This is a genomic window from Pedobacter sp. N23S346 (genome assembly GCF_048515415.1).
Classification (GTDB): Bacteria; Bacteroidota; Bacteroidia; order Sphingobacteriales; family Sphingobacteriaceae; genus Pedobacter.
Map to the genome: position 1 here is coordinate 188,786 of NZ_JBLYEE010000005.1, position 26,668 is coordinate 215,453.

The following is a 26,668-nucleotide window of genomic DNA, read 5'->3' on the forward strand; positions in this document are numbered from 1 at the left end:
TTAAACAATGAAACACCTATCAAAAACTTACAAAATAGCTGCCGTATATGCAACGATTGTGCTCATCCCGTTTATGGCAATTGCCCAGCATAAAAAAAATCCGCATAAAAATAGTAAAACGAAAGAACAGCTTAAGAAAGAGCGTTTTGAAAAAACTTTCAGGACTAAAAATACGGATTCCATTCCCATTTATCTTAATCAGTTTTTGAAGTTGTATCCCAACGCTATCAATGAACCTGATTACAGAGGGGATGCGCTGTATGGCAACATCGCACAGCGGATGGCTGAGGAAAAGAAGTGGGATCAGTATGATATTTATCATGCTAAACTGAGTACGGCGGCATCTACTGACCTAGATTATGGGACTGCTGTTGATTTGTTCAAAAGTAATGGCGACTTTCAGGTGGCTGAACGTCTTGCATTGCGAGCTGTACAACAGTATGAAAAGACAAATAGCGCAGACCTGCCAAAAGATGGGAAACCGGATAGTATATTTTTAAAAAATGAAGAGGAACGTTCAAGGGGAATAAATAAACGGGTATATCAAGACGGCAAGCCCGATAGCACTTTAGTGAATAACGAGAAGATCAGGACCTATGGAAATATGGCATCTTTATATGCAGAACTGGCGTATAGGAACCAACATAATTCGTTAGGGATGCCATATGCGCTCAAAGCAAGTTATATTTTGGGAGATAGTGTGAGGGAACTATACTTAAAACTATTATCCCGTACGGCTGCGCCTGAAGTTGCACTATCGGCAATTGAAGAACACTATCGTGCCGGCAAGCTCAACGATGATGAACTTCCGGCTATCGTGGGCGGTCTATTCAAGAAGCTTCACCCATCCGGCGAAGGTTTTTTAGCCTATTATGATGGCCTGCGCAGTCAATTGCTTAACGCTACAAGAGAAAGGTTAATCAAGGAAAAACTATCCATACCAGCTCCGGATTTCAAATTGCTTAACATGAGTGGTAATGCTGTTAAATTATCTGAATTAAAAGGGAAGACTGTGATCATTGATTTTTGGGCAACCTGGTGTTATTACTGTAAAAAAGGTTTTCCGGCAATGCAGATAGTGATGGACACCTATAGTTCAGATAAAAACGTCGTTTTTTTATTCATCAATACACAGGAGTCGCTAAACGAATCATCGCGTAAAAAACAGATTACAGATTATCTTAAAGCCAATAAGTTTAATTTTAACGTTCTGCTGGATACCAGGGTAAAACCAGACTATGATGTTGTAAATGCTTATAAAGTGGATGGACTGCCCACCAAATTTATAATCGGTCCGGATGGGCAAATTGCTTTCAAGGAGGTCGGTTATTCAGGAAGTGATGAGAAGCTGATCAATGATCTATCTACTATGATTGATCTTGCGAAAAAGACAGTTCCAAATCCATAACGCTTTAAACGCGTTGCAAAGTACTTGAAAAGAGGGTGGTCATAATGATTATGATCACCCTCAATTTTGAGAATGGGATCTCTAAAAAATGATTTTTATAGGCCGACAAAAATTCACCATAAATCCAGATAAGTTGATTGTCTCATTTAGCAATCTGGTTATACAATGTTATTTCCCAGTATAGTAACCACCAAAATATTTGATAGGTGACCATGACGGAATCGCTTCAGGCAGTTTGGGAGCTAAGTTGCTGTACTTTCCCTCACCATATACAATTCTTCCACCAACAATAGTTAACACAGCATCGATATTTTTTATTTCATCGTCCGGTATGGTAAAATAATCTGCACTTAAAAGAGCAAAATCAGCCAGATTTCCGGGTGCAATTTTTCCCTTTTCATTTTCGTGGTGCTCGAACCAGGCAGCACCTACTGTATACAATTTCAGCGCTTCTTCCCTTGTCAAACGGTTGTCTTTAGCCAGAATTTCCGAACCTGAAACAGACTTACCAGTTACCGCCCAGCTAAGTGCTATCCACGGGTTTGCAGGAGAAACCCTGAATGCATCCGAAGTCAACGCCAAAGGAATTCCGCTATTCATCAGGTCTCTTAAACGGGGCGTGTACAAAGCTTTTTCCTTACTGTATGTTTTTATGAATCCATCGCCATGTAATGCCATTTTATCATCCAGGGTTATACCGCCACCGAGTTTCTTAACCCTTTCGATGTTTTCGGGAGTAATGGTCTCAGCGTGTTCCAAGCTCCAGCGCAGTCCATCCAATGGCGTAGTTTCGTTTACTTTCTCTAATGCATCCAGAAACGGCGTAATGTTCTCATTGTAGCTGATATGCATCCGGAAAGGAATTCTTTTTTCTATCAGTTTCCTTACATCTTCTTCGGCATATTTGCGCATCATATCCTTATCAATGATATAGGCAGGTTTATCGAAGTTTTCGTGATCATGTATTTCACCTCTTAAAGCTTCGCCCATACCTTCATACTCATAACCGTGTTCCATAGTAGGGTGAAGATTTTGACCGGGGCTTATCGGAGCCAGTTTTGTGATGCGTTTGATCTCCGCATCTACCCAGGTTTTGCTGCTGTTATCTCCAAATCCTAAGTCAACGAAAGGAAAGCGAACATTCAGACGATTTTGCTTTACTAATGCCTCCAACGGAGCGTGCCCTTGAGGATAGCCGACAACACTTGTGGCATCGATTACGGAGGTTATGCCGAAGCGGTTCAGATCATTGATCACATAGGTCAACGAGCTGATTTGCTCTTCCGGAGAAGGTTGTGGCAGCATTGCATCTAGGGCTAAGAATGTAAAAGTATAACCATCAACTACACCGGTATAATTTCCTTTTTTATCTTTCAGCAGTTCTGTCCCTGGTACCATTGGAAACTTTGACGTGCCAACGCCCAGTTCTTTCATGGCCAGCTTGTTAAGGTAAACCCTGTTGTAAGCATATTGTACGAAAAGAGGCCTGTTTGATACCGCTTTTTTGAGTTCTTCTATGGTTGGTTGGCGCTGCTCTTTAAACTGGTATGGCGACCACCCTCCCGTTACTTTTACCCATTGTCCCTCCGGTGTGCGCTGGGCCTGCTCACTGAGCATTTCCAAAGCACGTTTTAGCGTAGGCACTCCGTCCCATCTCACTTTGTACATATAGTTCCGTTCGTTTAGCGGGTGGATGTGCGCATCTTCCAGACCCGGGATCAGGCGTCTGCCGTCCGCATCTATAAGCTTGGTATTGTTATCTTTAAATCCAAGTATTTCGGCATCGTTGCCCACTGCATAAATCCTTCCTGATTTTACAGCCAGTGCGGTGGCTTGCGGTTGTGAAAGGCTTTGAGTCTTGATTTTCGCGTTGTAAACAATCAAATCTGCACCAACGAAGGGGTCTGTTGACTGTGCTTGTACTGTAATAGCAAACGCCGTTGCCATTAAGAATGCAAATAACTTTTTCATATTATTTTTATTATTGATAATGTATTTCACTAGATTTTAATCTCTATTACATCACTTGATCGCTGATGTACCGGAGTGCTACCAAATCGCCATACCACCATCCACTATAATATCTACACCCGTGACGAAGGAGCTTTCTTCACTGGCTAAAAACAAAGCAACATTTGCTACTTCATCTGGCTTACCAAACCGGCCAAGTATGCTTTTGCCAAGCATATAATCTGCCCATTCTTTATCCTTAAGCTGTTCTTCTGTCTGCTTGGTTTCTATTACTCCGGGCGAAACGGAATTGGCCCGTATACCATGCTCGCGTCCTTCCATAGCCAATTGTTTGGTCATCCCAACAATCCCCATCTTCGCCGTAGCATGAGCCAGTCCTCCAAGTGTTTTGAATACACGGTGACCAGTGAGGGAAGCCGTGTTCACAATCGTACCATGGCTTTTTTTGAGATGGGGCCAGGCAGCCTGGGTGAGAAAAAATACCAGATCAACCTCCGTTCTCGTATTCTGGTGCCACTCTTCGACAGAAATATCCTCAATCCAATTAAAATAGGCCATTGCCGCGTTGTTGAAGAGCACATCGATCCTGCCATATTCCCGGATCGCCAGTTCGATTAATTTTAGGCAATCTGCCTGTATCGAAAGATCCGCAGGATGAAGGGAGATCATTCTTCCTCCATCTGCAGTCACCAGATCAACCGTTTGCTGTCCGGCTGAAACATTAGTGTCACAACCTACTACAATTGCACCCTCCTGGGCGAAACGTCGTGCTGCAGCACGACCTATGCTGCCACCGGTTCCGGTGACGATGCATACCTTGTTTTCTAATCGCTTAGCCATTTGTCTTTTTTTAAAAAATTATTTAAATCTGATTGTTAGACTGGTTGGTGCAAAATGATGTCCTGACTAACCGTGTTATTCGGCAGCAAAACTGCCACCGCTCATTGCTTTCATAAAAGCCTGTGGGTTCCAGTATTCACGATAGTTTACGATAAGTCCTTCACGGAAGGTTACGAACGTGGCGTAACTCATCTCATAAGGATTACCGTTACCAATTACCACACCTGATGCACTCCATTCAGCAATGGCTACATTGGCATCATCAGTACCATAGATTTTAATGTTTGGGAGTGATTTTACATCAATGTAACTTGGGTAATCTTTTAAATAAGCATAAAGCGCTTCGCGTCCTTCAAACCTTGCCTGAGATCCTTCAGGGGCAAAGGGAAATTCAGCAACTACATCCGGGGCGCAAAGCTCCGACCAGCCTTTCATATCTTTGGCCAAAAATGCATCTAAACTGTTGCGGAGAAGTTGTACTGCACTGCTGTTTTTCGAATTTGTAGTTTCCATTGTTTTAAATTTTGAATAATCTTAATTAATTTGACTATTCAAAATTGCAACAGAAACAAGGTTCGCGACGATGAGATGGGATAAAAAAAAAGGTTGACATGGATCAACATTTTTTAGATACCGTATCCATAACTTTAACTTTTGTTTTTCTAGGTAATTGAAAAAAATTCGAAGTTATTTAAAAAAAGAGGTATATCATGATCCTAAATTTGGTTGTGATTGGTATACATTGGTTGCAAAGACTTCAGATTGGTATCTGAAATTAAGAAGTATTGTCAATGGCTTGAATTGCGGATATATTGGAGTATTTCGATTCTAGCGATGTAACTTTTAAAGGTGTCTAATCCTGAAAGTCTTATGTTTTTTTTTAGAAATGAAACAGATTTATTTCATCCCTTGGTTTTTAACCCGGCTAAGTGTTTCTTTAGTGATACCCAGGAAAGATGCAATGAGGTGTTGTGGAAATCGTTGGATAAATTTTGGGTGATTATCTGCAAATTCCTGATAGCGTTTTTCTGCCGAATTACCCATAGTAGAGTTTAACCTTCTTTGATTGGCGATGGCATTTCTTTCATCCATTACCCGTATCATTTCTACCAGTGCTGGTATTTTACTCATTAAATTCAGCATTTCAGCTCTTGAGATCACGAGTAATTCGGTTTCTTCCCAAGCGTCAATATTATAGCGTGAAGGGGTAAGCATCAAAGAACTTTCACGATCGGTTGCCCAGTAATTTTCAATATACAAATGCATAATATGCTCAACACCTTTGTCATCCACCTTATATTGTCGCATAGCACCTTTTACGATAAAGCTAGTGTTTTTACACACTTGTCCTTCTTGCAAAAAGTATTGCCTTTTTCTGAGTTTTGTAGGCTTAAATTCAGCCCTGATTAATTCTTCTTCGTCGGATGTTAGTGGCGAATGATTGTGATCATTAATGTAATTAATAAGCTGTTGGTGCATTTAGTTGTTTAATTAAAATACTCCTCGCAATTTATAAAATAATCTCCTTATTATTTGATGAACAGTAATGGATCAGCTGTGGATAGCTTGATAAAAATCTAATCTTCATAAGATAGGATGGCTACAGTAAGAAAATCTTAAACATCGAACCGCTAACCTAAGCTTTTTATTCAGACTTATTTATCAAATAAACAGCAAATTATGGAATAAAAAAAGGGCAAGCGACCGTTTTACCGTGCTTGCCCTTTATGGCTCCCTCTGCTGGGCTCGAACCAGCGACCCTCTGATTAACAGTCAGATGCTCTAACCAGCTGAGCTAAGAAGGAATTTACTCTGGTCAATATTTAATTTTTGCTAAAATCATTTAGCAAGTTTGTCATAAAAAATCCCCACATTACTGTGAGGATTTTTGCTCCCTCTGCTGGGCTCGAACCAGCGACCCTCTGATTAACAGTCAGATGCTCTAACCAGCTGAGCTAAGAAGGAGTGCCGGTTGTTTCCCAAATCGAGGTTCTTGATGCTTTTCAGCTTGCAAACCCTTGTTCGTTTTGGGAATGCAATATTAGGGCTTTTAAATTATTTATGCAATATTTGCAGTGAAAAATTTTTAAAAAAATTCAAATAATAATATATGAGCCTGATAATCATAGGTACTGTAGCGTTCGATGCTATTGAAACTCCCTTCGGAAAAACAGATAAAATTGTTGGTGGCGCTGCAACTTACGCAAGTTTAGCTGCTTCTTACTTCTATAATAAAGCGAAAATTGTTGCAGTTGTGGGTGATGATTTCCCAAAAGCCGATATAGATATCTTTACTGAACACGGAATTGACACTGAAGGATTGCAGATTAAAGTCGGCGAAAAATCATTTTTCTGGTCGGGCAAATACCACAATGATATGAATAGCCGCGATACTTTAATTACAGAATTAAATGTATTGGAAACTTTCGATCCGATTATTCCGGAAAGCTACCAGGACTGCGAATTCTTAATGTTAGGGAACTTGACCCCGCAAGTACAGCAAACAGTGATTAAAAGGCTTAAAAACCGCCCGAAATTGATTGTAATGGACACCATGAACTTCTGGATGGACATTATGATGGATGATTTACTGGAAACCATTAAAATGGTAGATGTATTAACCATTAATGATGCTGAAGCCCGCCAGTTATCCGGAGAATATTCTTTAGTAAAGGCAGCAAAGAAAATCCTTGCCATGGGGCCAAAATATTTAATCATTAAAAAAGGTGAGCATGGTGCATTGTTATTTCATGAAGATCAGATTTTCTCTGCTCCGGCATTGCCTTTAGCCGAAGTTTTCGATCCAACTGGTGCTGGTGATACTTTTGCAGGTGGTTTCATCGGTTACTTAGCTAAAGTAGGCACCATCAACTTTAATAATATGAAAAATGCAATTATCTACGGTTCTGCCCTGGCATCTTTTTGTGTAGAAAAATTCGGAACAGAAAAGTTATTGAATTTAACTGAGAAAGAAGTTGCTGACAGAATCCAGGAATTTGTGAACTTAAGTGCTTTTACAATCGAAGCTTAATCAATTTTAGATTTCGTCTGTAATAGCGATAAAGATTTGCCGCAACTGCACGTTGATGATCATCCTGCAGTTGCGGCATTATTGCTTATATCATTTTAGCAATTGGCGTAAACTTCTCAAAAACAGCTTCGGTATGAGGCGCATCAACCAATTCATCTGTTAAATCCTGCCCAGCCCAATGCTCATAATGCTTGCCGTTGCGCCAAAGCCTGCTGTCAGTCATGTCGTAAATAAAGCCTTTGTAAGCCACCCAGATCTGAGGTTTATCCTGCCCGTTTCGAAGTGCCAACTGTTGCTTGGTATACACTGGCAAATCCATTATTTCTTCGCGCTGCTTTTAAATAATTCGTACAAATAAATATTCATCAATAATAGACTCATTAAATAAAAATGATCTTCGAATGGAATCGTGCCTACCCTGAAATTTAGATTTTCTTTGTTATTATAGATCACCACCGGGATGGCAGTTAAAAAACCATTCACAATATAAAACGGAATTAATGCCACCAAATAAGCCCGGTAAAACTTGTACATGAAACGAAGTTTTGAATTGAGGTATTCCACGTAAGCCAGAACGACAAACAGAAAACCAAAATTAATTACGGTATACCAGTAGCGGAAACCGAAGAAAAGAATGGCAATACACAAGCCTAAAAACAGATTGCTTAGCGCAAGGCTATATTTCTGAAAGTGATCCTTTGGGAAATAGGCGTTTAGGCATTCATAGATAAAAACACAGGCATAGGGAACTGTAAGGAAAAATAGCATTTCCTCTAGCGGAAGACCCCAGAGATTAATGCCAATAAGATAATCTGGGTTAAAAGACCACACATCCAGCTTAACAAAAAGCAGATCCCAAACCAGGAAAACCACTCCGGTGATTAAGATGGCAGGCACAACAAATTTCCATTTACTAAAAAAATGCACTTTCTTGTCGAACGACAATACCAGGGGAAAGAAAATTACCGCAATATTGATTAATAAATAAGTGTAGTTCATTAAATGAATTTTTTTAAGATTTTAATTTCTTCAGGCGTACATCGATTACTATCTACCATAAACTTAGCTACATTTTTCACGAGCGTCTGATCGGCAATCCCAAAGTTTCCATTTTGATAATGTTTAACAATTTCCTTCCTATCTAGTGTTAAATCTTTACTAAAACCTAAAAACGAAGGCGTATAATGCTGAATAGAAAACCGCATAAACCGGATTTCCATATTGTCCTTATCCATGTTAATGGCTTGCTGCATGGTTTGCATAGAAATTTTTACATACTTTATTTTATTATAAGGATTCCAGGCATGTTTTGCTTTAAGGGCTTCTAATGTTCCGATATAAGCAGTTACCAATGCCGTTTTATCTGATAACTTGTTTAACTTAACTAATAAGGATTCGGTTAGTTTTACGTCATCCACTGCCTTTACCATGTCGCTTTTAAGCACTATGATTTCTTTGGATGACAATTGCGCATAACAAAAATTAACGCTAAGAAGGAGTATAAGAGATAATAATCGAAGTTTAAACATGGTTAATTACAAATGTAATAAAAGGAAAACAAATAAATCGGTTGATCAACATGCTTTGTTAGCACGCAGCAGATGAAACCATTCAACTCAAAAGAATACCACTCTCTCATTATTATCCAAACAAAATCCAAGAAAATCCTTTTATTTACACTATGGATAAAAAACCACAGATTATAGTTATTGGCGCTGGTTTCGCAGGGCTTTCTGCTGCAGCTTTACTGGCAAAAGATGGCTGCGATGTAACCGTAATTGAAAAGAATGAAATGGCTGGTGGCAGGGCCAGAATCTGGAAAAAAGATGGCTTCACCTTCGATATGGGACCAAGCTGGTACTGGATGCCTGATGTGTTCGAAAACTTTTATAACCTATTCAACAAAACAACTTCTGATTTTTACGAACTAAAACGGTTAGATCCTTCATACAGAATTTATTTTGGCAAAGACGATATCATCGATGTACCTGCAACCGAAGAAAAGCTATATCAGCTATTTGAAGAATTAGAACCTGGAAGCAGTAAAAATCTAGATATATTTCTCCAGCAAGCCAAATACAAATACGATGTTGGCATGAACGAATACGTATTCAAACCTTCGCACAGCGTAATGGAATATTTCGATCCCAGATTAGCCGTTAGCGGGATAAAATTGCAGCTTCTTGGCAACATGCGAAAACATGTTCATAAACTGTTTAAAAATGAAAAGCTACGAAAGCTTCTCGAATTTCCTGTGCTATTTCTAGGTGCTACACCGCAAAACACTCCGGCACTTTATAGCCTGATGAATTACGCCGATTTAATTATGGGCACCTGGTACCCCATTGGCGGTATGCATGAAATTGTTTCAGCCATGCAGCAGATTGCAGAGCAGCAAGGCGTAAAGTTTTTATTTGACACCAATGTTACTAAAATAGAAGCAAAAGATAAGATAGCGAAAACAATCAAAACCAATAAGGGCGATTTTCATCCGGATTATATTATTGCAAATGCTGATTATCACCATGTTGAACAACATTTATTGGAAAAAGCCAACCGAAAATATGATGAAAAGTATTGGGAAAACCGCACTATGGCTCCATCAAGCCTACTTTTCTACATCGCCTTAAATAAAAAACTCAAAAACATTCTTCATCATAATTTATTTTTCGATCAGAATTTTGATGAACATGCTGAAGAAATCTACACTGATCCGAAGTGGCCATCTAAGCCATTATTCTACGCTTGCTGCCCTTCTGTAACCGATAATAGCGTTGCACCAGAAGGCTATGAAAATCTTTTCTTCCTGATTCCAATTGCACCAGGCCTGGAAGATAGCGAAATTAAACGCACGGAATACTTTGATCTCCTGGTAGATAGATTCAAAACTTTAACAGGCAATGATATCAGCGACTCCATTTTATTTAAAAGAAGTTATGCCATGAACGATTTCGTAGGTGACTATAATGCTTTCAAAGGAAATGCATATGGCCTGGCAAACACTTTGAAACAGACCGCTTTTTTAAAACCGAAGATGAAAAGCAACGTAACAAATATGTTATATACAGGTCAGTTAACGATTCCAGGCCCTGGAGTGCCTCCTGCGATCATATCTGGACAAGTGGTCGCAAAAGAAATAATAAAAAAGTTAAAAAAAGCTTGACAAATTTAAAATTTCCCTTATCTTTATATCCACAAAACAAAAACACTGCAAATAACCTTTTAAACACAATATTGTTCAAGGTTTGCATTTGTTTCGAAACGAAAGAGAAGGCGAATTGTTGAAAGTAAACATAAGAATCAACTAACCAAATATATGATAAGCAAATAAGGCCTGGTTTTTCCGGGCCTTTTGCTTTTTAGTAAATTCCCGTCCATTCTAATCCTCTGGTCGGTGGCGCACCGAACAATTTAGTTTATCTATTGACCTCCCCTGTCGGTGACTCACTGAACAGCTTAACCAATGCACTTATTCTATTTCCTTTAATTACAAATCTTATTTAGTGACACATTAAATAGTTTAACGTACTTATTAATTTCCCATTTGGTAAAACACCTATTTCTCGTTCTCTTTTTGATATTAGCTCACAATAATTGGGCATAATTTCCCGCAGATTAAAGAAGAAAGGTAACGCAGATTTAAAAAGAATTGGCGTAAAATTAAAGGCTAGTCGGTAGGGCGCAATAAAAACCCTGCTCAGTGGCACAGCGAACAGTTTAACCATAAACTGAACATTTAAGCTTTAAATTGGCCGGCGAGACAGCAACCAAGATTAGAAAAACCTAAAAGTTAGTCATAAAAAAAGTCCCGATTTAACTCGAGACTTTAGTTTTTCAATAAATGTATCTTAAGCCATTTCTGCAATGGCAACATCCTTAGAATATGTTTTTAAATATTTTTTCAAGATTCCGCGAGCAACGTGAATACGGGTTTTTACTGTTCCAATTGGAATCTGTAACATATCTGCAATTTCATGGTATTTGTATCCTTCGAAATAGCGAATAAATGGAACGTAATATTCTTCAGGTAATTGAGCAAGCGCTTTATCAATGTCGCCTAATACGAATTTGCTTTCTGCTTGATTTTTGGTTGCACTAAAAGAAAGATTTGCAGAAGAAATATCTTCGCTCTGCGTAATTAAAGTATTCGTTTTAACTAAACGACGATAGTTATTAATGAAGGTATTTTTCATGATGGTAAACAACCAACCTTTTAAATTCGTACCCTCTTTAAACTTATTGTAATAAGTAATGGCTTTCAGCATCGTATCCTGTACAAGATCATTCGCATCTTCTGCATCTTTTGTAAAGTTTAAAGCATAAGATCTAAGTGAAACTGAGTGATGGTTAACCAGGTGGTTGAATTCAAATTTTGTCATGATATTTAGCTTTAGGTTGATTAAAACAAATGAATTGATGTTCATTTGCTATACTCCAATCAAACTTAATACCAAAAAAAGTTGGCACAGTTTCCTAATCATTAAAGCGGGCCAAAACGCGTTTTCGTCACAGAATATTTACTTCACGATCAAGAGTGACTCCAAAAGTGGACTTAACACTGTCTATAATCTGTTCAGAAAACTGAAAAACTTCCGTGCCAGTTGCATTTCCATGATTAACTAAAACTAAAGCTTGGTTTTTCCAGGTACCAGTTTCGCCAATTTTTTTGCCTTTCCAGCCGCATTGCTCAATCAACCAGCCTGCAGCCAGTTTAATTTTCCCATCTAGTGTAGGATAATGTACCACATCCGGAAATTTCGCCACAATATCTGCAAACTCATACTTTTCTATTACCGGATTCTTGAAAAAACTGCCGGCATTACCTATAGTTGATGGATCTGGCAATTTACTTACACGAATGTGCGAAACCGCCGCAGATACATCAGCAATATTTGGATTCTCAATCTCTCTCTTCTTAAGCTCTGCCTCAATTGCGCCATAAGACGTATTTATTTTCGGCTGCGATGATAACCGGAAGGTAACTTCAGTAATGATATACTGCCCTTTAAGTGCTCCTTTAAAAATACTTTCGCGATAACCAAAATGACAATCCTCGAAATTGAATGTTTTAAGTAAGCCAGTCTTAATCTCAAAGGCCGTGCAACGCTCAAATACATCTTTAAGTTCTACGCCATATGCGCCAATATTCTGAATGGGAGATGCGCCAACCGTACCCGGAATCAAGCTTAAGTTTTCAACGCCGGCAAAATTATGTGCTACGCAATAGTTAACAAAATCATTCCAAATTTCTCCCGCACCTGAAGTTACCAATACAACATCTTCATTTAATTCAGATTTAAGCCCTTTAATACTGATTTTGATAACCAGACCATCAAAATCCTGCGTAAACAGAATATTACTCCCTCCGCCTACGATTAATAACTTTTCAGTTTTTAAAAGGCCCGTTTGAAATAAGTCGTTCAGGTCATTCTCCGTTTTAATCTCCGCAAAGTAATGCGCATTTACATCGATGGCAAAAGAGTTGTATGGCTTTAAAGAAACGTTTTCTAAAATTTGAAGCATGGCAGATCTGAGATTATGCTGCAAAAGTAAAATAAAAATTAGTTACGGAACGATTTCGGCAATGTCCTTATCAAATTTAAAAATCAATACTTTTGATTCAACATTTACTTCTAATGAATAGTTTTATCACCTAAGGCAGCTTAAAAAAAGTCAAAGTGTTTTTCATCCACTTAATTTTTAAGTAATTCCCTATTGATAAACAACAAACCAAAAGCCCTGCCCTTTTCCTTTCCCTGATTTTTATGATGAATTTTATGTGCTTTTCTAACCGCCTTTAGGTAAGTGTTATTACTCTTAAATGTTTTAAACCTTCTGTGCACAAACCAATCGTGAATTACGAAATAAATTACGCCATATAGCGTAATTCCTAAACCAATGAAAAAGCGATAGCCGAAGTAATCCCGGTCGATATACATCAGGTAAAGCGATAAGGCGGCAAAAAGCAATGCAAACAAATCATTCCACTCCAGAAAAGAATGCGATTGCTCATGATGACTTTTATGCATAAACCATAATGGTCCGTGAAATAAATACTTATGGATACACCAGGAAATGCACTCCATAACGACTACTGTACTTAATACGATTAGGATACTCAAAATTACATGCATCATTCTTATTTATCGCTGGCAAATATATATAAACCAATTTAAACAGAAATAAATTGTCATTTAAATGTCAGTTGTTGATCGATTGTTAATCAACCAATTAAGATATGAAAATTTAAATATAACTTTGACTAAAATATTAAAAAAGTCAGAAAGTAGAAAAGTAAAATGATTGTAGCTGATAAAAAGCGAGAACAAATTATAGAAGGTGCCATAAAGCGTTTTAGCCATTTTGGAATTGGCAAAACAACGATGAACGACATTGCTGAAGATCTATCTGTTTCGAAACCATCTCTTTATTATTATTTCCCCGATAAGAAAAGCTTAATTGTTGGTGTGATTGAGAAAGTGTTCACAGATTATTTCGACCTGTTAAAGAAAAAATATAATCCTGATGATACGGTAGAGAATATCTTGTTTCAAACGATCGAGATTCGTAATTCCTTTTTCATGAAGTATTTTATGTTGAGAATTTCGGAGGGTCTCCCCGATATTTTCAATGATGATGTGATGAAAAAGAAACTAACCACATTAAAAGATTCAGAAAAAGTTTTTTATGCACAAATCTTTGAAAGGGCTCAGGAAAAAGGAGAAATCAAACATGAAAACATGTCGCATATTGCCGAACTCTATTTAGAAAGCTTAATGGGTTTAACCAACATGTGCATTATGGAACTCGGGAAAGATCTTTTACCAGATAAGAAAACGGTGAATAAAATGACCCAGAAGCAGAAAGACCTCTCTACCATATTTACAAGAGGATTAACCTGCTAGGCATTTATAATAAAAGCAATCAGAATAAGCTGGATGGGCGGGTAGATAAACCCTCAAACAGCCATAAATAATCAGATAAATACCCAAAAAATAAAAACAAATATTATGCTTAGAGTAAAAATGGTAAAATTAATGCTCGCCCTAATCATTGGCATAGCTTTACCACAATTGGTTGCTGCACAACAACAGCTTACCTTGAAAGATGCGCTCACCTTTGCGCTGCAAAACAATGCCAATGTTCGCAAAGCGAAATTGGATATTGAAGGCGGAAGATATAAGGTGCAGGAAGTAAGGGCTCAGGCTTTGCCTACCATTAACGGTACTGCTGGGCTAACCTACAATCCAATTATCGGACAACAGGTTGTTGATTTTGGCGGACAACTTCAAACGTTGAAATTTGGCCAGAAATGGAACTCAACTGCAGGTGTTCAACTTTCGCAGCAAATATTCAATCAACAGGTTTTTACAGGTTTACAGGCTGCAAGATCCAGTGAAGAATATTACAACCTCACTTCTCAGTTAACAGAAGAGCAGATTATCGAACTGGTAGCCAATAATTATTACCAGGTTTTGGTAAACAGACAACAGTTAAATGTGATCGACACCAACATTAAAAATGTTAGGGTTGTAGAAAAAATTGTATCTAATCAATACAAAAACGGCCTGGCAAGAAAAATTGATGTTGATCGTATCAACGTGAACATTACCAATTTAACTACACAACGTGAACAAGTTATTAATGGCATTACGCAATTGGAAAATCAGTTAAAATTTTCGATGGGAATGCCGGTATCAACTGAAATTGAATTGCCTTTCACAGAATTAACTGCTGTGAGTCAATTGCCGGTATTCACCGATTCTGTTGATCTTGCAAACAGAACAGAGGTTAAATTATTAGATAATCAGGATAAATTACTTTCCCTTCAAAGAAAAGCTTATGTAGCAGAATACTACCCTAGTTTATCTTTATCCGGAAACTACACATACTCGAGTCAAAGTAATGGTTTCGACTTTTTAACCTCTAATTCATCAGCCATTGGGTTTGGATCATCAGCAATTGGCCTTACTTTGAAAGTACCTATCTTTAATGGTTTCTTAACCCGTTCAAAAATCCGCCAGGCTGATGTAAACATTAAAAAAGCACAGGTAGATAGAAGAGAATCAACTAACTCTTTAAACCTTGCCTATGAGAATGCTAAAATTCAGTTGAGGAATAACCTGAATACCATTAATTCGCAAAGAAAAAATGCAGATCTCGCTCAGGAAATCTATAAAAGCACACAAAACAATTACAATAACGGGCTGGCTAGTTTAACTGATTTAATAGATACAGAAAATGCTTTAACAGAAGCACAAAACAGTTATACACAGGCTTTATTGAATTATAAAGTAGCCGAAATACAATTAATAAAATCAAACGGAAATATTAAATCGCTAGTACAATAGAAATGAAAAGAATAATTATCGTAATTGTCGTTATTGTTGTTGCCCTTGGTGCAATAGCTTATGTTTTAACAAACAACAAGAAGAAAAATGAGGCTAAAACCGCTTTCATTGCTGAGGGTGGTGGCGCTGTTGCCGTTCGTATCGCTTCTGTAGAGAAAAAGGTAGTTGATTTAGATTTCGTAGCAAATGGAAATTTTGCACCGAAACAAGAATTAAACTTCTTATCAGAAAATGCTGGTCGTGTGACTAAAATTTACGTTGACGAAGGTGATAAAGTAAGTAAAGGGCAGCCATTAGCGCGTCTTGATGCTGAAATTATCAACACAGACAGAGAAACTGCTGAAGCAACTTATCAAAATGCGGTAAGAGACGAAGCCAGATATCAAAGTTCTTTTCAAACTGGTGGTGTAACTCAACAACAGTTGGATCAGGCTAAATTAACTACCAAAAATGCAAAACTTCGTTTACAGGCTTCGCAGAGAAAATTAAGTGATGCAAATATCAAATCTCCAATTAATGGGATTGTAAATAAAAGGTATATTGAAGTCGGTGCTTTTGTAACGGCACAGGGTACACAGTTATTTGAATTGGTTGACGTTTCTAAATTAAAACTGAAAGTTAATGTTAACGAATCTCAGGTGGCGAGCCTGAAAGTTGGCGATCAGATAAGTATCAAATCAACTATTTTCCCAACTGAAAAATTCAGCGGAAGAATCACATTCATCGCGCCTAAAGCTGATGCAACGCTTAACTTCCCGATTGAAATTGAGGTTTCCAACAACACTAAAAATAACTTAAGAGCAGGAATGTACGGCACTGCGGTGTTTAGCTTCCCTAAACAAGCACCTACTATCTTAATCCCACGTACCTCATTTGTAGGTAGTGTAAGTAGTAATCAGGTTTTTGTTTACGACAAATCCAACAATACCTCTAAATTACGTAAGGTTGTTTCAGGGCGTATTTTAGGTGATAGCGTTGAAATTGTTGAAGGCTTAAATGAAGGTGAATCTGTAATTACCAGTGGTCAGATTAACTTAGCTGAAGGTACTGCCGTTAGTATTGTTAAATAATCCAATTTACAATTTTCAGTTAGCAGATGTAGAACAAAGGCATGTCGTCTAAATTCTAATATCTCAATACTATATCTAATTAAAATGAAAATAACAGACATTTCTATAAGAAGGCCTTCGCTGGTAATTGTGGTTTTCACCGCACTTACCCTCCTGGGGCTATTAAGTTACTTTTCGTTGGGTTATGAGTTATTGCCAAAATTCTCTAACAACGTAGTATCTATTTCAACTATCTATCCAGGAGCATCGCCTGCGGAGGTAGAAAATACGGTGACCAAGAAAATCGAAGATGCGGTTTCCTCTATGGAAAACATCAAAAAGATCAACGCGGTATCGTTCGAGAGTTTATCAACAGTGACCATAACTTTAACGGATGCGGCCAACATTGATATTTCATTAAACGATGCACAACGTAAGGTTAATGCCATCCTTTCAGATTTACCTGAGGATGTTAAAACACCTTCATTGAGTAAATTCTCGTTAGATGATTTACCTGTAATTACCATGACTGCTTCGGCTAATATGGACGATGTTTCATTCTACGACTTAATTGATCAGAGAATTGCGCCGGTAGTTTCCAGGGTAACTGGTGTTGCGCAAGTGAATTTAGTTGGTGGTTCAGAAAGAGAAATCAGGGTAATGCTTGATGCAGATAAATTGCAGGGATACAACCTTGCGGTTCCTCAAGTGCAACAAATGATTTTGAGCTCTAACTTAGACTTCCCTACCGGAAGTGTTAAAACTGAAAATCAAGATGTTTTAATCCGTTTATCTGGTAAATACAGAAGTATAGAAGAGCTGCGGAACTTAGTGCTAACCACCTCTAAAGATGGTGCACAAATTCGTTTGGGCGATGTAGCCGATGTACAGGATTCAAAAAAAGAAACAGAAAAGCTGGCCCGGATCAATCGCCAGGCATCAATCGCCATTCAGATCATTAAGCAAAGTGATGCGAATGCGGTAGAAGTTAGTGAAGGTACGCATGCCATTATTGAGAAGTTAAAAACAGAATACGCAGCGAATAAATTAGATATTAAAATTGTTAATGATAGCTCTATTTTCACACTAGAATCTGCTGATGCCGTTATTCACGATTTAATTCTAGCCGTTATTTTAGTAGCATTTGTAATGCTCTTCTTCCTGCACAGTTTACGTAATGCGTTAATTGTAATGGTATCCATTCCGGCATCCTTAATTGCTACGTTTATCGGGATTAGTTTATTTGGTTTTACCTTAAACTTAATGTCTTTATTAGGCCTATCCCTCGTGGTTGGTATCCTGGTGGATGATGCCATTGTGGTATTAGAAAACATTCAGCGACATATGGAGATGGGTAAAAACAAAGTCCGTGCGGCATCAGATGCAACCAGAGAAATTGGTTTTACGGTAGTTTCCATTACCATGGTAATTGTGGTGGTGTTCTTCCCGATTGCGGTAAGTTCCGGACTGGTATCTAACATTCTCCGTCAGTTCTGTGTGGTGGTAATTATTGCAACTTTACTTTCATTAGTGGCTTCATTTACCATTGTGCCTTTACTTTTCTCTCGTTATGGAAAATTAGAACACATTGAAGGTAAAAACATATTTGGTCGTTTTATTTTATGGTTTGAGAAACAACTTAAAAAATTCACCATTTGGATTACCGGTGTTTTAACATGGTCATTAAATCATAAGAGACGTACTATTGCTGTGGTTGTGGTATTATTCGTAGCTGCGATGTCGTTGGCAGGTGCGGGTTTCATCGGATCTGAGTTTTTCCCGAAATCGGATAAGGGTGAGTTCTTGGTACAGATTGAATTACCAAAAGATGCGCCGCTGGAGCAAACTAATTTCTACACACAAAGGGCAGAAGCTTTCTTAGATAAACAGCCTGAAATTATACAGTTAATTACAACAGTTGGCCAGGCCAGTGGCGATTTTGGTGGTACGCAGGCCACTGCATACAAATCAGAGATTAATGTAAGGCTGGTTGACCGTAAAGAACGTGAAGGCATGTCTTCTGACGTTTTTGCAACGAAAATGAGCCGTGCTTTAGCCAAAGAATTGGTTGGAGCGAAAGTTAAAACCGTGCCGATTAGTATTTTAGGTATTGCAGAGAATGCGCCAATTAGTTTAGTAGTAATGGGTTCCAATCTGGATAGCGCATTAAAATATGCAGAAGGCGCTCAAAAAGTACTTAAAACTATTCCTGGTGCTACAGAGATTAAATTATCCGTAGAAAAAGGTACACCTGAGATTAATGTTCAGGTAGACCGTGATAAAATGTCGGCTGTTGGTTTAACCCTGTCAACTGTAGGTTCTACCATGCAGACAGCCTTTGCTGGTAATACTGATGGTAAATATAGAAGAGGAGAATACGAATACGACATTAACATTCAATATCAGGATTTCAATAGAAAAGACATTGATGATGTACGTAACCTGATCTTTGTAAATGATAAGGGTGCACAGATTAAATTATCGCAATTTGCTGAAATTAAAGAAGGTTCAGGGCCGAGTCAGTTAGAGCGTTTAAATAAATCTACCTCAGTATCAGTTCAGGCGCAATCAATCGGTAGACCAACAGGGACTATCGTTGCAGAATTCCAGACTAAACTGGAAGAAATGCAAAAGAATGGAAAACTGAAAGCACCGGTTGGTGTGAGCTATACATGGGCAGGTGATCAGGAAAATCAATCGGAAGGTTTTGGCACTTTAGGTATTGCCTTACTTGCTTCCATCATTTTGGTTTACTTAATTATGGTTGCCTTGTATGATAGTTTTGTTTATCCTTTTGTAGTAATGTTCTCGCTACCGCTGGCCTTAATTGGTGCATTCTTAGCATTGGCATTAACTAATAACTCCATTGGTATCTTCACCATCCTAGGATTTATTATGTTAATGGGTTTGGTAGCAAAGAATGCCATTATCCTGGTCGATTTTACCAACCAGATGAAAGCTGAAGGAAAATCAACCATAGAAGCTTTGGTTCTAGCCAACCATGCACGTTTACGCCCAATCTTAATGACTACCATCGCCATGATTTTTGGTATGCTTCCTATTGCATTGGCAAGTGGTGCAGGTGCCGAATGGAAAAATGGTTTAGCCTGGGTTATTGTTGGTGGCTTAACCAGTTCATTATTCTTAACCTTAATTGTAGTACCCGTGGTTTATCTGATTTTTGATATCATTTTAGAAAAACTTGGTTTCAACAAAAAAGGAAAAACTATTGATGAATTGATGGTTGAACCATATGATCACAAAGAAGTTTTAGAATACGATTTAGATACCAAACATTAAGATAAATACATCCAAAATAACAATCAATCAGGCTGTCTTCCCAAAAGGCAGCCTTTTTTATTTAAGTTTTGGAAAGGTGCTTCCCTTTTTCATCGGATCGTGTAGCCGGGCTGTTCGCTAAATCTTTTTTGCCATCAAGGTAAAAAAATGAGTTTAACCAGCAAAAAAGTATACTGCTTCCATCCCGTTTAGGTACAAAGTGATGTGCAAAATGCAAGTTGCCAAACAAAATAATATTCAACATTGTATATTAGTGATATGTTTAAAGTTGTTTTATCCCTCATTTTAATCAGCGCTTCATTTTTAGCCCGAGCACAACACCCACCAGTTTTCGCCGCAATGACCAGCGACTCATCCTTTATTAAGGTCGCCGATCTGGATATCACGCTGGTAAAATACAGTTACAAACCCAATGGCGTACGTTTTTTAGTCGTTCACGATAATGAAGATACTGGCGTAAAAGCCGGATTCGATTACATTCGCTGGAGCGGTGGCGAACTAATTGATAGCCAATATGGTGGTGTGAGAGATTATACATTTACGCACATGGATGATCCTTATCGCATTGACCCTAATGCCATTTATACTGAAAAAGGTGTGAAAACCCGTTTAAAAAAAGATGCATATAGTTCTGCCGAAGTGGAGAAATACATCCTCGATGCTGGTAAGCAGATCGTAAATTTCTACGATCCGAAATCGCTCGGGTATTTCCTTACTTTACATAATAATGGAGATGGTGGTTTTGGAATTTCCTCTTACCTACCTGGCTATGATTTATCAAGCACAGCAGATTCGGTTTATATTAATTTCGAAATGGATGGTGATGATTTACTCTACGTTACAGAGCCACGATTGTTTACCAGTCTGAAAAAAGCGAATGTAAATGTAATTTTGCAATCTAAATTTGCGGAAAATGATGGTTCATTATCGGTTTATGCCATGACCAATAACATTCCTTACATCAATGTAGAGGTGCAACATGGTCATCAGGAGGAAAACCTTAGGTTAATTGAAATCGCCATAGCTACGCTCAAAGAACACGGCCTGATCAAGAAGGAATGAAACATTAATCGATAGCCCTGATTTTCCCAACCAGGAAGCTTACCAATAAGCCAAAAAAACCAATTACCCCATAAGAATATTGCAAGCTAGATAGCGCAGAAATATAGCCAATTAGTGGTGGCCCCATTAAAAAGCCCAGGTAACTTACACTGGAAACCACAGCAATTGCAATTCCAGGTGAAACCTTTCCGTTTTTACCCGCAACACTATAAAGGGTTGGCACAATACTCGAAACCCCTACCCCAACAAGCATAAAACCGATTGTGGCCGGGATAATGTAAGGAAAAAACACCGATAGGAACATGCCGGATGACATGATTAACCCACTGATTTGAATCGTCTTTTTGCGCCCTAACCGGGTAATAATTCTATCTCCAACGAAACGGCCCGTGGCCATCATCACCATAAATGAGGCATAGCCCAGGATGACCAAAGAAGTTGGTGCCTTCACAATATCCTTGAAATAAACCCCACTCCAATCGAACATCGCTCCTTCCGTAGCCATACTGCAAAAACCAATAATTCCCAGTTGCATAAGCGCCCCTTCGGGCATGGTGAACAACTTAGGTTTACGTTCGGTAGAAGCGCCTTTACCAGGCACCAGGTGTTTATAATTGAAAAACACATTAATAAAAATCAAACCACTGATGATCCAGAAATGATAATATGGAATGATATGGAGGTTAACCATCAGTAAACCGACCAATGCGCCAGAAAATCCTGCTATACTCCAGGCGCCATGAAAAGAAGTCATAATCGGTCTGCTAAAAAGTTTTTCTGCTTCAGAACCTTGTGTATTCACCGCTATATTACACATATTACCTACTACACCAAACAGGAAGAGAAATGCAGCCAAATGCCAGGGCGCAGTAGCCAAGCCTAAATTGCCCAATGCTAAAACATAAAGCGGTGCAGTAATGGTTAATATTTTCTTACTTCCATATTTTGTTACCAATCTTCCAGAAATTGGCATGGTAATCAATTGCCCCAGCGGTAACGCCAGTAAAATACTACCCAATGCACCGTCTGAGAGATTTAAAGTATGCTTAATGTCGGGAATCCGGCTGGCCCAGGAGGCAAAGGCAATGCCCTGACCGAAGTAAAAAAGCGAAACGGCTAATCGGGTTCTATTTGGAGAGCTTTGTGCTAATACAGGTTTGTGATCTGTTTGAAGTGAAATTTCCTGATCTGCTTTAATCTCTTCCAAATTATTTGATTTTATTATGAACGGGTAATGTTTGCAAAGTTCCTTAAATCAATTGAAAAATTAAAGAACTATTATCATTTGGAAATCAATTAAACAAAAAAACCCACCTTCCGGCGGGCTTTCTATTGAGATCAGGATGTAATTATATCTTATTTGGTTGAAAAAATTTAACTGTTCCGTCGCCTTCGCTGGCCACAACTAACATACTTCTACCATTCGGACTGTCTTTTGGTTTAACAAATAAAACACCTTCTGGTGCATCGCCCGCAGCGAATAATTGTACAAACGTAGGAGATGCAGGTACGGTCACATCATAAACCGCAATCATATCCACACGTTCTAAACCGATAAAAGCCAAAGTTTTGCCATTTACCTGCGCTACTGTTACACCTTCTACTTCTACACCTTTGTTATCAGAACGCGTATCATCATATTTACCAGCATCAATAACATGTTGCTCCAAGTCTTTACCAATATTTGCAACCAAAGCACCAGTGCCTGCATTAAGAATACTCAGACTTCTTCCGCCAGTGGCGTATAATTCATCGTAATCGCCATCTCCATCGGTATCGCCGAAGGCTTTTGTTACGGTGAGTCTACCAAGATTAGCATCTAGCTGCAAAGTTGCAGCGGTTGGAAATTTTGTAGGGTCTAGTTTTAAACTTTTAACTCTTGCCTCCTCATCATAACCTTTCCAGGCCCTGGTATCGCCCTCATTAGCCAAGGCTAAATAAGATGTACCACCAGTTGTGAAATAGGAAATGGCATCTGGCAAATAGAAAGCTTTAATTGGCCAGGTTTCCAATTGTATTTTTTTTCCACTTTTCTCATCATCGCTAACATCCCATGCATTTTCAGCAAGGCTGATGTCTCTTGTACCTAAAGGATTAATTTTCGTAATTGTTCCGGCTACGATATCAACTTCTGCAACACCATTATTTTCCTGAAGGGTTACATAAGCTTTTTTAGAATCACTACTTACCGCAATATATTCTGGCTCAATATCCTGAGCAAAGCTTGCCTTCGGGCCATAAATTCTAAAACCACCAGCTACCAAAGCTGCCTTTTGAGATTCGAAAGCGGAGAAATCCAGGGTTTTAACCGTGTAATTATCTTTTATATTAATGATCGAAATTGTTCCTATCGGATCAACAGTATATGCATCATTTGGTTCACCTTCGTTAGCTGATAATATATAATTTCCATCCGGACTGAAAGTAACCATATCTGGCATTGCTCCAACAGTAATCTTTTTAACCTCTGATAAATCAGACGTTTTTAGCACAACCACATCCCCATTACCCTGCTTGTCTGCACCATCCAGGGCAATAGCCAATAAACCATTATTAACGACAACACTGTTAATCCCCGCATTATTTGCAAAGGTTAGTGTTCTTAATTTAGTTACTGTAGGATAATTAGATAAATCGACTACTTCTACTTTTGCACCGCCTTCATTGCTTACCACAAATAATTTCTTTGTTGCTGGATCATAAGCGGAGATTTCGGACGAGGTTTCTCCTCCTAAATCGATTGATGCCGTTTCTTTAAAACTTGCAATATCTTCAGCAACAATTTCTTCGGTTTCATCAATTGGCGTTGATGTTTTTTTACAGGCCGAGAGCGCCATCGTTGCCATCATTAAAGCAACGAAAAGTTTTTTACAGTTCATGGTTTGTTAATATCTGAACCACAAAAATAAATTCACATCCTGCTGATTTTTAGACTGCTATTGTTATCATATTGTTAAGGAATTAAGAAAAGGGAGAAAAGATTAAAGAAGAAAGACTAAAGCGAAAAGCTGAAAGGTTAAAGCTGAAAGAGAAAAGACTAAATAGAAAAGCAAAAAACGTTACACCATAAAAAAAGTCGATAATTTCTTTACCATATCGATTGGTGCCTCACCAACCGAAACAAATACACATAAATCAATCATTATGAAGAAATTACGCGACAAAACCATAAGCTGATGGTGAGACACCAATCAGTAGAGTTAATAATATTAAACTACAAAAGCCGATAATTTCTTATCAGCTTTTGTAATATCACCTATCGGTTGGTGTCTCACCAACCGAAAAACTCATGCTATAAATATTTATTTCAAATCTTAAAAGATGCTGAAATAAATTCGGCATAACGAGCATATTAAATATGAATTGCCCTGTTATCCGTTGCCGCTAAGGCAGCTTCTTTCAATGCTTCAGTATATGTTGGGTGAGCATGGCAAGTACGTGCAATATCTTCTGCAGATGCACGGAATTCCATCGCGATTACAGCTTCTGCAATGACATCGGCAACACGTGGACCAATCATATGTACACCTAAAACTTCATCAGTTGCTGCATCAGCTAATACCTTAATGAAACCATCGGTATCCATACTTGCCTTGGCACGACCACTCGCTTTGAATGGGAATGAACCAACTTTATATTTCGTTCCTTTTTCTTTCAGTTGCTCTTCTGTTAAACCAACAGAGGCTACTTCTGGCCAGGTATAAACTACACCCGGAATCAGGTTGTAATTGATGTGTGGTTTTTGTCCGGCGATAGTTTCAGCAACATACGTTCCCTCATCCTCTGCTTTGTGTGCCAACATTGCACCCGTAATAACATCACCAATAGCATAAACACCTTTAACCGAAGTTTCTAAATGCTCATTTACAGGAATTTTTTTACCTCTTTCCTCTATTGTAATTCCAATTTTATCTAATCCTAAACCTTCGCTGTAAGCCGTACGACCAACTGCAACGATGCAATAATCAGCATCTAAAGAAATGGTTTCGCCTTTTGGTGTTTCAGCAGTAACTGTTACCGTTTCGCCATTATTAGTAGCGCCGGTAACTTTATGGCCCATGTAAAATTCCATCCCCAGGTTTTTCTTCAAAACGCGCTGAAGTTCTTTACCCAATCCAGCATCCATTGTAGCAATGATTGATGGCAAAAATTCAACAACAGAAACTTTTGTTCCTAAACGCGCATATACGGAACCTAACTCTAAACCAATTACACCACCACCAATTACAACCATTGATTTTGGAACTTCTTTGATGTTTAAAGCTTCAGTTGAGGTGATAATACGTTTTTTATCGATTGGTAAAAATGGCAATGCAGTTGGTTTTGATCCCGTAGCAATGATTACATTTTTAGCAGATAAAGTTTCAGTAGAACCATCTGCTTTGGTAACCAGAATGGTATTTTTATCTACAAACGAACCTACACCTTCGAAAGCGTCGATTTTATTTTTCTTAAAAAGATAAGTGATTCCGGCAGTATTTTGAGCAACAACATCGTCTTTACGAGCGATCATTTGTTTCATATCAACCTGTAGATCCTTTAAGTTGATTCCGTGGGTAGAAAATGTATGAGCAGCATTATGAAAATGCTCTGATGAATCTAATAATGCTTTTGATGGGATACAACCCACGTTTAAGCAAGTACCTCCAAAAGTTTTATATTTTTCAATAACTGCAGTTTTTAAACCTAACTGAGCACAACGGATTGCGCCTACATAACCGCCCGGCCCTGAACCGATAACTACGACATCGTATTGCATAATTTCTTTAGAATTTTGATTGCTCAAATGTAGCGAAAAAAGGCCGAAAGGTGAAGCCTCAAAAACTGAATGACGAACTCAAAAAGTACAATTTTACAATGAAAATGTATAGTAAGGTTTTTATTCTAATTCCTTTTTAATTTAATCAAGATTATTTACAGGCAAAAAAAGAACAGGCCCCGATGTTATCAGAAGCCTGTTCTAGAATTGTATTATATAAAAAATATAGAGGCGTAATTTTTAATATTATAAACTAAAAGATGCAAGCGAACTAAGTGCAGTTCCAGTTGAGGTACCCTCTCTCTCTTCAATTCGCCATCTACATAAATCTGAGCCTTTAACGTTGAATTTGCATTTGCACCTGTTGCACTGCCCGTAACATTGGGAACAACTGTACCTGCAGGAACCGTAATTTCTGGGCTAGACCAAGGTTGTACCACTCAAGCTTGAGTTTGTGGTATATTGAGTATCATAACTATAAACAACTACACTCAACTGGCTTCCGGCAGATGCTTCCAATTTATAAACCACTTTGTGCGAAGTTTTAGATGGTGCCTGATCTTCATCTTTTTTACAAGACATTAAGCCTGTAAACAAAAGTAAATAAAGATAATAATGTTGTTTTAATCCTGTTGTTTTTCATGGGTATTAAATTGTTTTTTATCGATGAAACTCACATTAGTTTTTTATTCGAGATGAACGAACAATTGCAGTTGCGAAGTCTCCTCATTATGTTTTAGTAAAAGATTCACAAATTAACGGATGAACATTTCAGGATACAATAACCAAGAAAAGCGATTTTTTTCTACCTGGAATTAGGGATAAAATCATTTTGGAAGACAGGAGGGTGCATCATTTCTTTCGAAAGATGAGTGACACTAGTTTAAAATAATCAAC

Annotated in this window: 23 protein-coding genes and 2 tRNA genes; 8 read left to right on the plus strand and 17 right to left on the minus strand. The window is 38.2% G+C overall.

The genetic code is table 11. The annotated features are described in order from the left end of the window. The first annotated feature begins 7 nt into the window (after positions 1 to 7). On the plus strand, positions 8 to 1,408 hold the full coding sequence (locus ACN1CD_RS11200) for a TlpA family protein disulfide reductase (RefSeq protein WP_419130481.1): 1,401 nt from the start codon (positions 8 to 10) through the stop codon (positions 1,406 to 1,408). 168 nt (positions 1,409 to 1,576) lie between these two features. On the opposite strand, the gene ACN1CD_RS11205 is transcribed toward ACN1CD_RS11200, so the two are convergent. The 6 genes from ACN1CD_RS11205 to ACN1CD_RS11230 all read right to left on the minus strand — a co-directional run bounded on the left by ACN1CD_RS11205 (position 1,577) and on the right by ACN1CD_RS11230 (position 6,184). Next, complete coding sequence (locus ACN1CD_RS11205) at positions 1,577 to 3,379, minus strand: amidohydrolase (RefSeq protein ID WP_419130482.1); 1,803 nt, start codon at positions 3,377 to 3,379, stop codon at positions 1,577 to 1,579. Between the two features lie 78 nt (positions 3,380 to 3,457). Further along, positions 3,458 to 4,219 carry an SDR family NAD(P)-dependent oxidoreductase gene (locus ACN1CD_RS11210; protein ID WP_419130483.1) on the minus strand — a complete coding sequence of 254 codons (762 nt, stop codon included), beginning with the start codon at positions 4,217 to 4,219 and terminating at the stop codon, positions 3,458 to 3,460. Positions 4,220 to 4,294: 75 nt separating this feature from the next. Then, complete coding sequence (locus ACN1CD_RS11215; protein WP_419130484.1) at positions 4,295 to 4,732, minus strand: nuclear transport factor 2 family protein; 438 nt, start codon at positions 4,730 to 4,732, stop codon at positions 4,295 to 4,297. A gap of 384 nt (positions 4,733 to 5,116) precedes the next feature. After that, the gene (locus ACN1CD_RS11220) at positions 5,117 to 5,698 is read right to left on the minus strand and encodes a Crp/Fnr family transcriptional regulator (protein ID WP_419130485.1); all 582 of its coding nucleotides are present in this window, start codon (positions 5,696 to 5,698) and stop codon (positions 5,117 to 5,119) included. A gap of 249 nt (positions 5,699 to 5,947) precedes the next feature. Continuing rightward, positions 5,948 to 6,024, minus strand: a tRNA-Asn gene (locus ACN1CD_RS11225). A gap of 86 nt (positions 6,025 to 6,110) precedes the next feature. Next, positions 6,111 to 6,184, minus strand: a tRNA-Asn gene (locus tag ACN1CD_RS11230). Positions 6,185 to 6,329: 145 nt separating this feature from the next. Between ACN1CD_RS11230 and ACN1CD_RS11235 the strand changes: the two genes are divergently transcribed. Further along, positions 6,330 to 7,250: a PfkB family carbohydrate kinase gene (locus ACN1CD_RS11235; RefSeq protein WP_419130486.1), complete on the plus strand. Its 921-nt coding sequence runs from the start codon at positions 6,330 to 6,332 to the stop codon at positions 7,248 to 7,250. 85 nt (positions 7,251 to 7,335) lie between these two features. On the opposite strand, the gene ACN1CD_RS11240 is transcribed toward ACN1CD_RS11235, so the two are convergent. The 3 genes from ACN1CD_RS11240 to ACN1CD_RS11250 are packed head-to-tail and all read right to left on the minus strand — an operon-like array spanning position 7,336 to position 8,716. Continuing rightward, positions 7,336 to 7,569 (minus strand): cytochrome b5 domain-containing protein, encoded by a 234-nt coding sequence (locus tag ACN1CD_RS11240; protein WP_419130487.1) that lies wholly within the window; start codon positions 7,567 to 7,569, stop codon positions 7,336 to 7,338. Then, a complete protein-coding gene (locus tag ACN1CD_RS11245; protein ID WP_419130488.1) occupies positions 7,569 to 8,249 on the minus strand; it encodes a lycopene cyclase domain-containing protein in 681 nt (226 codons plus the stop codon). The genes ACN1CD_RS11240 and ACN1CD_RS11245 overlap by 1 nt, the downstream gene beginning before the upstream one ends. Continuing rightward, positions 8,249 to 8,716 carry a hypothetical protein gene (locus tag ACN1CD_RS11250; protein ID WP_419130489.1) on the minus strand — a complete coding sequence of 156 codons (468 nt, stop codon included), beginning with the start codon at positions 8,714 to 8,716 and terminating at the stop codon, positions 8,249 to 8,251. The genes ACN1CD_RS11245 and ACN1CD_RS11250 overlap by 1 nt, the downstream gene beginning before the upstream one ends. A gap of 215 nt (positions 8,717 to 8,931) precedes the next feature. Between ACN1CD_RS11250 and ACN1CD_RS11255 the strand changes: the two genes are divergently transcribed. Then, on the plus strand, positions 8,932 to 10,413 hold the full coding sequence (locus ACN1CD_RS11255; protein WP_419130490.1) for a phytoene desaturase family protein: 1,482 nt from the start codon (positions 8,932 to 8,934) through the stop codon (positions 10,411 to 10,413). Positions 10,414 to 11,098: 685 nt separating this feature from the next. Here the strand turns inward: ACN1CD_RS11255 and ACN1CD_RS11260 are convergent. The 3 genes from ACN1CD_RS11260 to ACN1CD_RS11270 all read right to left on the minus strand — a co-directional run bounded on the left by ACN1CD_RS11260 (position 11,099) and on the right by ACN1CD_RS11270 (position 13,387). Continuing rightward, positions 11,099 to 11,629, minus strand: coding sequence for an RNA polymerase sigma factor (locus ACN1CD_RS11260; RefSeq protein WP_419130491.1), 531 nt, complete (start codon positions 11,627 to 11,629; stop codon positions 11,099 to 11,101). Between the two features lie 127 nt (positions 11,630 to 11,756). Next, complete coding sequence (gene murB / locus ACN1CD_RS11265) at positions 11,757 to 12,773, minus strand: UDP-N-acetylmuramate dehydrogenase (RefSeq protein WP_419130492.1); 1,017 nt, start codon at positions 12,771 to 12,773, stop codon at positions 11,757 to 11,759. A gap of 170 nt (positions 12,774 to 12,943) precedes the next feature. Further along, positions 12,944 to 13,387, minus strand: a complete 444-nt coding sequence (locus tag ACN1CD_RS11270; protein WP_419130493.1) for a sterol desaturase family protein — start codon at positions 13,385 to 13,387, stop codon at positions 12,944 to 12,946. Positions 13,388 to 13,549: 162 nt separating this feature from the next. Here ACN1CD_RS11270 and ACN1CD_RS11275 point away from each other — a divergent pair, with 162 nt between their 5' ends. From ACN1CD_RS11275 to ACN1CD_RS11295, 5 genes are all read left to right on the plus strand, one after another. Continuing rightward, the gene (locus ACN1CD_RS11275; RefSeq protein WP_419130494.1) at positions 13,550 to 14,155 is read left to right on the plus strand and encodes a TetR/AcrR family transcriptional regulator; all 606 of its coding nucleotides are present in this window, start codon (positions 13,550 to 13,552) and stop codon (positions 14,153 to 14,155) included. 105 nt (positions 14,156 to 14,260) lie between these two features. Further along, entirely contained in the window at positions 14,261 to 15,601 is a 1,341-nt protein-coding gene (locus ACN1CD_RS11280; RefSeq protein WP_419130495.1) for a TolC family protein, read from the plus strand. Positions 15,602 to 15,603: 2 nt separating this feature from the next. Then, positions 15,604 to 16,671 (plus strand): efflux RND transporter periplasmic adaptor subunit, encoded by a 1,068-nt coding sequence (locus tag ACN1CD_RS11285; RefSeq protein WP_419130496.1) that lies wholly within the window; start codon positions 15,604 to 15,606, stop codon positions 16,669 to 16,671. Between the two features lie 84 nt (positions 16,672 to 16,755). Further along, the gene (locus ACN1CD_RS11290) at positions 16,756 to 19,950 is read left to right on the plus strand and encodes an efflux RND transporter permease subunit (protein WP_419130497.1); all 3,195 of its coding nucleotides are present in this window, start codon (positions 16,756 to 16,758) and stop codon (positions 19,948 to 19,950) included. Positions 19,951 to 20,208: 258 nt separating this feature from the next. Further along, positions 20,209 to 21,012: a hypothetical protein gene (locus ACN1CD_RS11295; protein ID WP_419130498.1), complete on the plus strand. Its 804-nt coding sequence runs from the start codon at positions 20,209 to 20,211 to the stop codon at positions 21,010 to 21,012. A 4-nt stretch (positions 21,013 to 21,016) separates the two neighbouring features. Here the strand turns inward: ACN1CD_RS11295 and ACN1CD_RS11300 are convergent, their stop codons facing one another. The 5 genes from ACN1CD_RS11300 to ACN1CD_RS11320 all read right to left on the minus strand — a co-directional run bounded on the left by ACN1CD_RS11300 (position 21,017) and on the right by ACN1CD_RS11320 (position 26,353). Then, on the minus strand, positions 21,017 to 22,219 hold the full coding sequence (locus ACN1CD_RS11300) for an MFS transporter (protein WP_419130499.1): 1,203 nt from the start codon (positions 22,217 to 22,219) through the stop codon (positions 21,017 to 21,019). A 142-nt stretch (positions 22,220 to 22,361) separates the two neighbouring features. Continuing rightward, positions 22,362 to 23,891: a choice-of-anchor I family protein gene (locus tag ACN1CD_RS11305; RefSeq protein WP_419130500.1), complete on the minus strand. Its 1,530-nt coding sequence runs from the start codon at positions 23,889 to 23,891 to the stop codon at positions 22,362 to 22,364. A 473-nt stretch (positions 23,892 to 24,364) separates the two neighbouring features. Next, entirely contained in the window at positions 24,365 to 25,771 is a 1,407-nt protein-coding gene (lpdA, locus tag ACN1CD_RS11310) for a dihydrolipoyl dehydrogenase (protein WP_419130501.1), read from the minus strand. 212 nt (positions 25,772 to 25,983) lie between these two features. Beyond that, positions 25,984 to 26,211, minus strand: a complete 228-nt coding sequence (locus tag ACN1CD_RS11315) for a hypothetical protein (RefSeq protein WP_419130502.1) — start codon at positions 26,209 to 26,211, stop codon at positions 25,984 to 25,986. After that, on the minus strand, positions 26,192 to 26,353 hold the full coding sequence (locus tag ACN1CD_RS11320) for a hypothetical protein (RefSeq protein ID WP_419130503.1): 162 nt from the start codon (positions 26,351 to 26,353) through the stop codon (positions 26,192 to 26,194). Before ACN1CD_RS11320 ends, ACN1CD_RS11315 begins: the two co-directional genes overlap by 20 nt. Between the last annotated feature and the right edge of the window lie 315 nt (positions 26,354 to 26,668).

Excerpts from the sequence above, each read along its gene's own strand:
- ACN1CD_RS11270 (WP_419130493.1), bottom strand. The coding sequence starts at position 13,387 with ATGATGCATGTAATTTTGAGTATCCTAATCGTATTAAGTACAGTAGTC.
- ACN1CD_RS11290 (WP_419130497.1), top strand. The coding sequence starts at position 16,756 with ATGAAAATAACAGACATTTCTATAAGAAGGCCTTCGCTGGTAATTGTG.
- ACN1CD_RS11215 (WP_419130484.1), bottom strand. The coding sequence starts at position 4,732 with ATGGAAACTACAAATTCGAAAAACAGCAGTGCAGTACAACTTCTCCGC.
- ACN1CD_RS11205 (WP_419130482.1), bottom strand. The coding sequence starts at position 3,379 with ATGAAAAAGTTATTTGCATTCTTAATGGCAACGGCGTTTGCTATTACA.
- lpdA (WP_419130501.1), bottom strand. The coding sequence starts at position 25,771 with ATGCAATACGATGTCGTAGTTATCGGTTCAGGGCCGGGCGGTTATGTA.
- ACN1CD_RS11210 (WP_419130483.1), bottom strand. The coding sequence starts at position 4,219 with ATGGCTAAGCGATTAGAAAACAAGGTATGCATCGTCACCGGAACCGGT.
- ACN1CD_RS11245 (WP_419130488.1), bottom strand. The coding sequence starts at position 8,249 with ATGAACTACACTTATTTATTAATCAATATTGCGGTAATTTTCTTTCCC.
- ACN1CD_RS11235 (WP_419130486.1), top strand. The coding sequence starts at position 6,330 with ATGAGCCTGATAATCATAGGTACTGTAGCGTTCGATGCTATTGAAACT.
- ACN1CD_RS11275 (WP_419130494.1), top strand. The coding sequence starts at position 13,550 with ATGATTGTAGCTGATAAAAAGCGAGAACAAATTATAGAAGGTGCCATA.
- ACN1CD_RS11220 (WP_419130485.1), bottom strand. The coding sequence starts at position 5,698 with ATGCACCAACAGCTTATTAATTACATTAATGATCACAATCATTCGCCA.
- ACN1CD_RS11280 (WP_419130495.1), top strand. The coding sequence starts at position 14,261 with ATGCTTAGAGTAAAAATGGTAAAATTAATGCTCGCCCTAATCATTGGC.
- ACN1CD_RS11305 (WP_419130500.1), bottom strand. The coding sequence starts at position 23,891 with ATGAACTGTAAAAAACTTTTCGTTGCTTTAATGATGGCAACGATGGCG.
- ACN1CD_RS11285 (WP_419130496.1), top strand. The coding sequence starts at position 15,604 with ATGAAAAGAATAATTATCGTAATTGTCGTTATTGTTGTTGCCCTTGGT.
- ACN1CD_RS11200 (WP_419130481.1), top strand. The coding sequence starts at position 8 with ATGAAACACCTATCAAAAACTTACAAAATAGCTGCCGTATATGCAACG.
- ACN1CD_RS11320 (WP_419130503.1), bottom strand. The coding sequence starts at position 26,353 with ATGTCTTGTAAAAAAGATGAAGATCAGGCACCATCTAAAACTTCGCAC.
- ACN1CD_RS11295 (WP_419130498.1), top strand. The coding sequence starts at position 20,209 with ATGTTTAAAGTTGTTTTATCCCTCATTTTAATCAGCGCTTCATTTTTA.
- murB (WP_419130492.1), bottom strand. The coding sequence starts at position 12,773 with ATGCTTCAAATTTTAGAAAACGTTTCTTTAAAGCCATACAACTCTTTT.
- ACN1CD_RS11255 (WP_419130490.1), top strand. The coding sequence starts at position 8,932 with ATGGATAAAAAACCACAGATTATAGTTATTGGCGCTGGTTTCGCAGGG.
- ACN1CD_RS11260 (WP_419130491.1), bottom strand. The coding sequence starts at position 11,629 with ATGACAAAATTTGAATTCAACCACCTGGTTAACCATCACTCAGTTTCA.
- ACN1CD_RS11240 (WP_419130487.1), bottom strand. The coding sequence starts at position 7,569 with ATGGATTTGCCAGTGTATACCAAGCAACAGTTGGCACTTCGAAACGGG.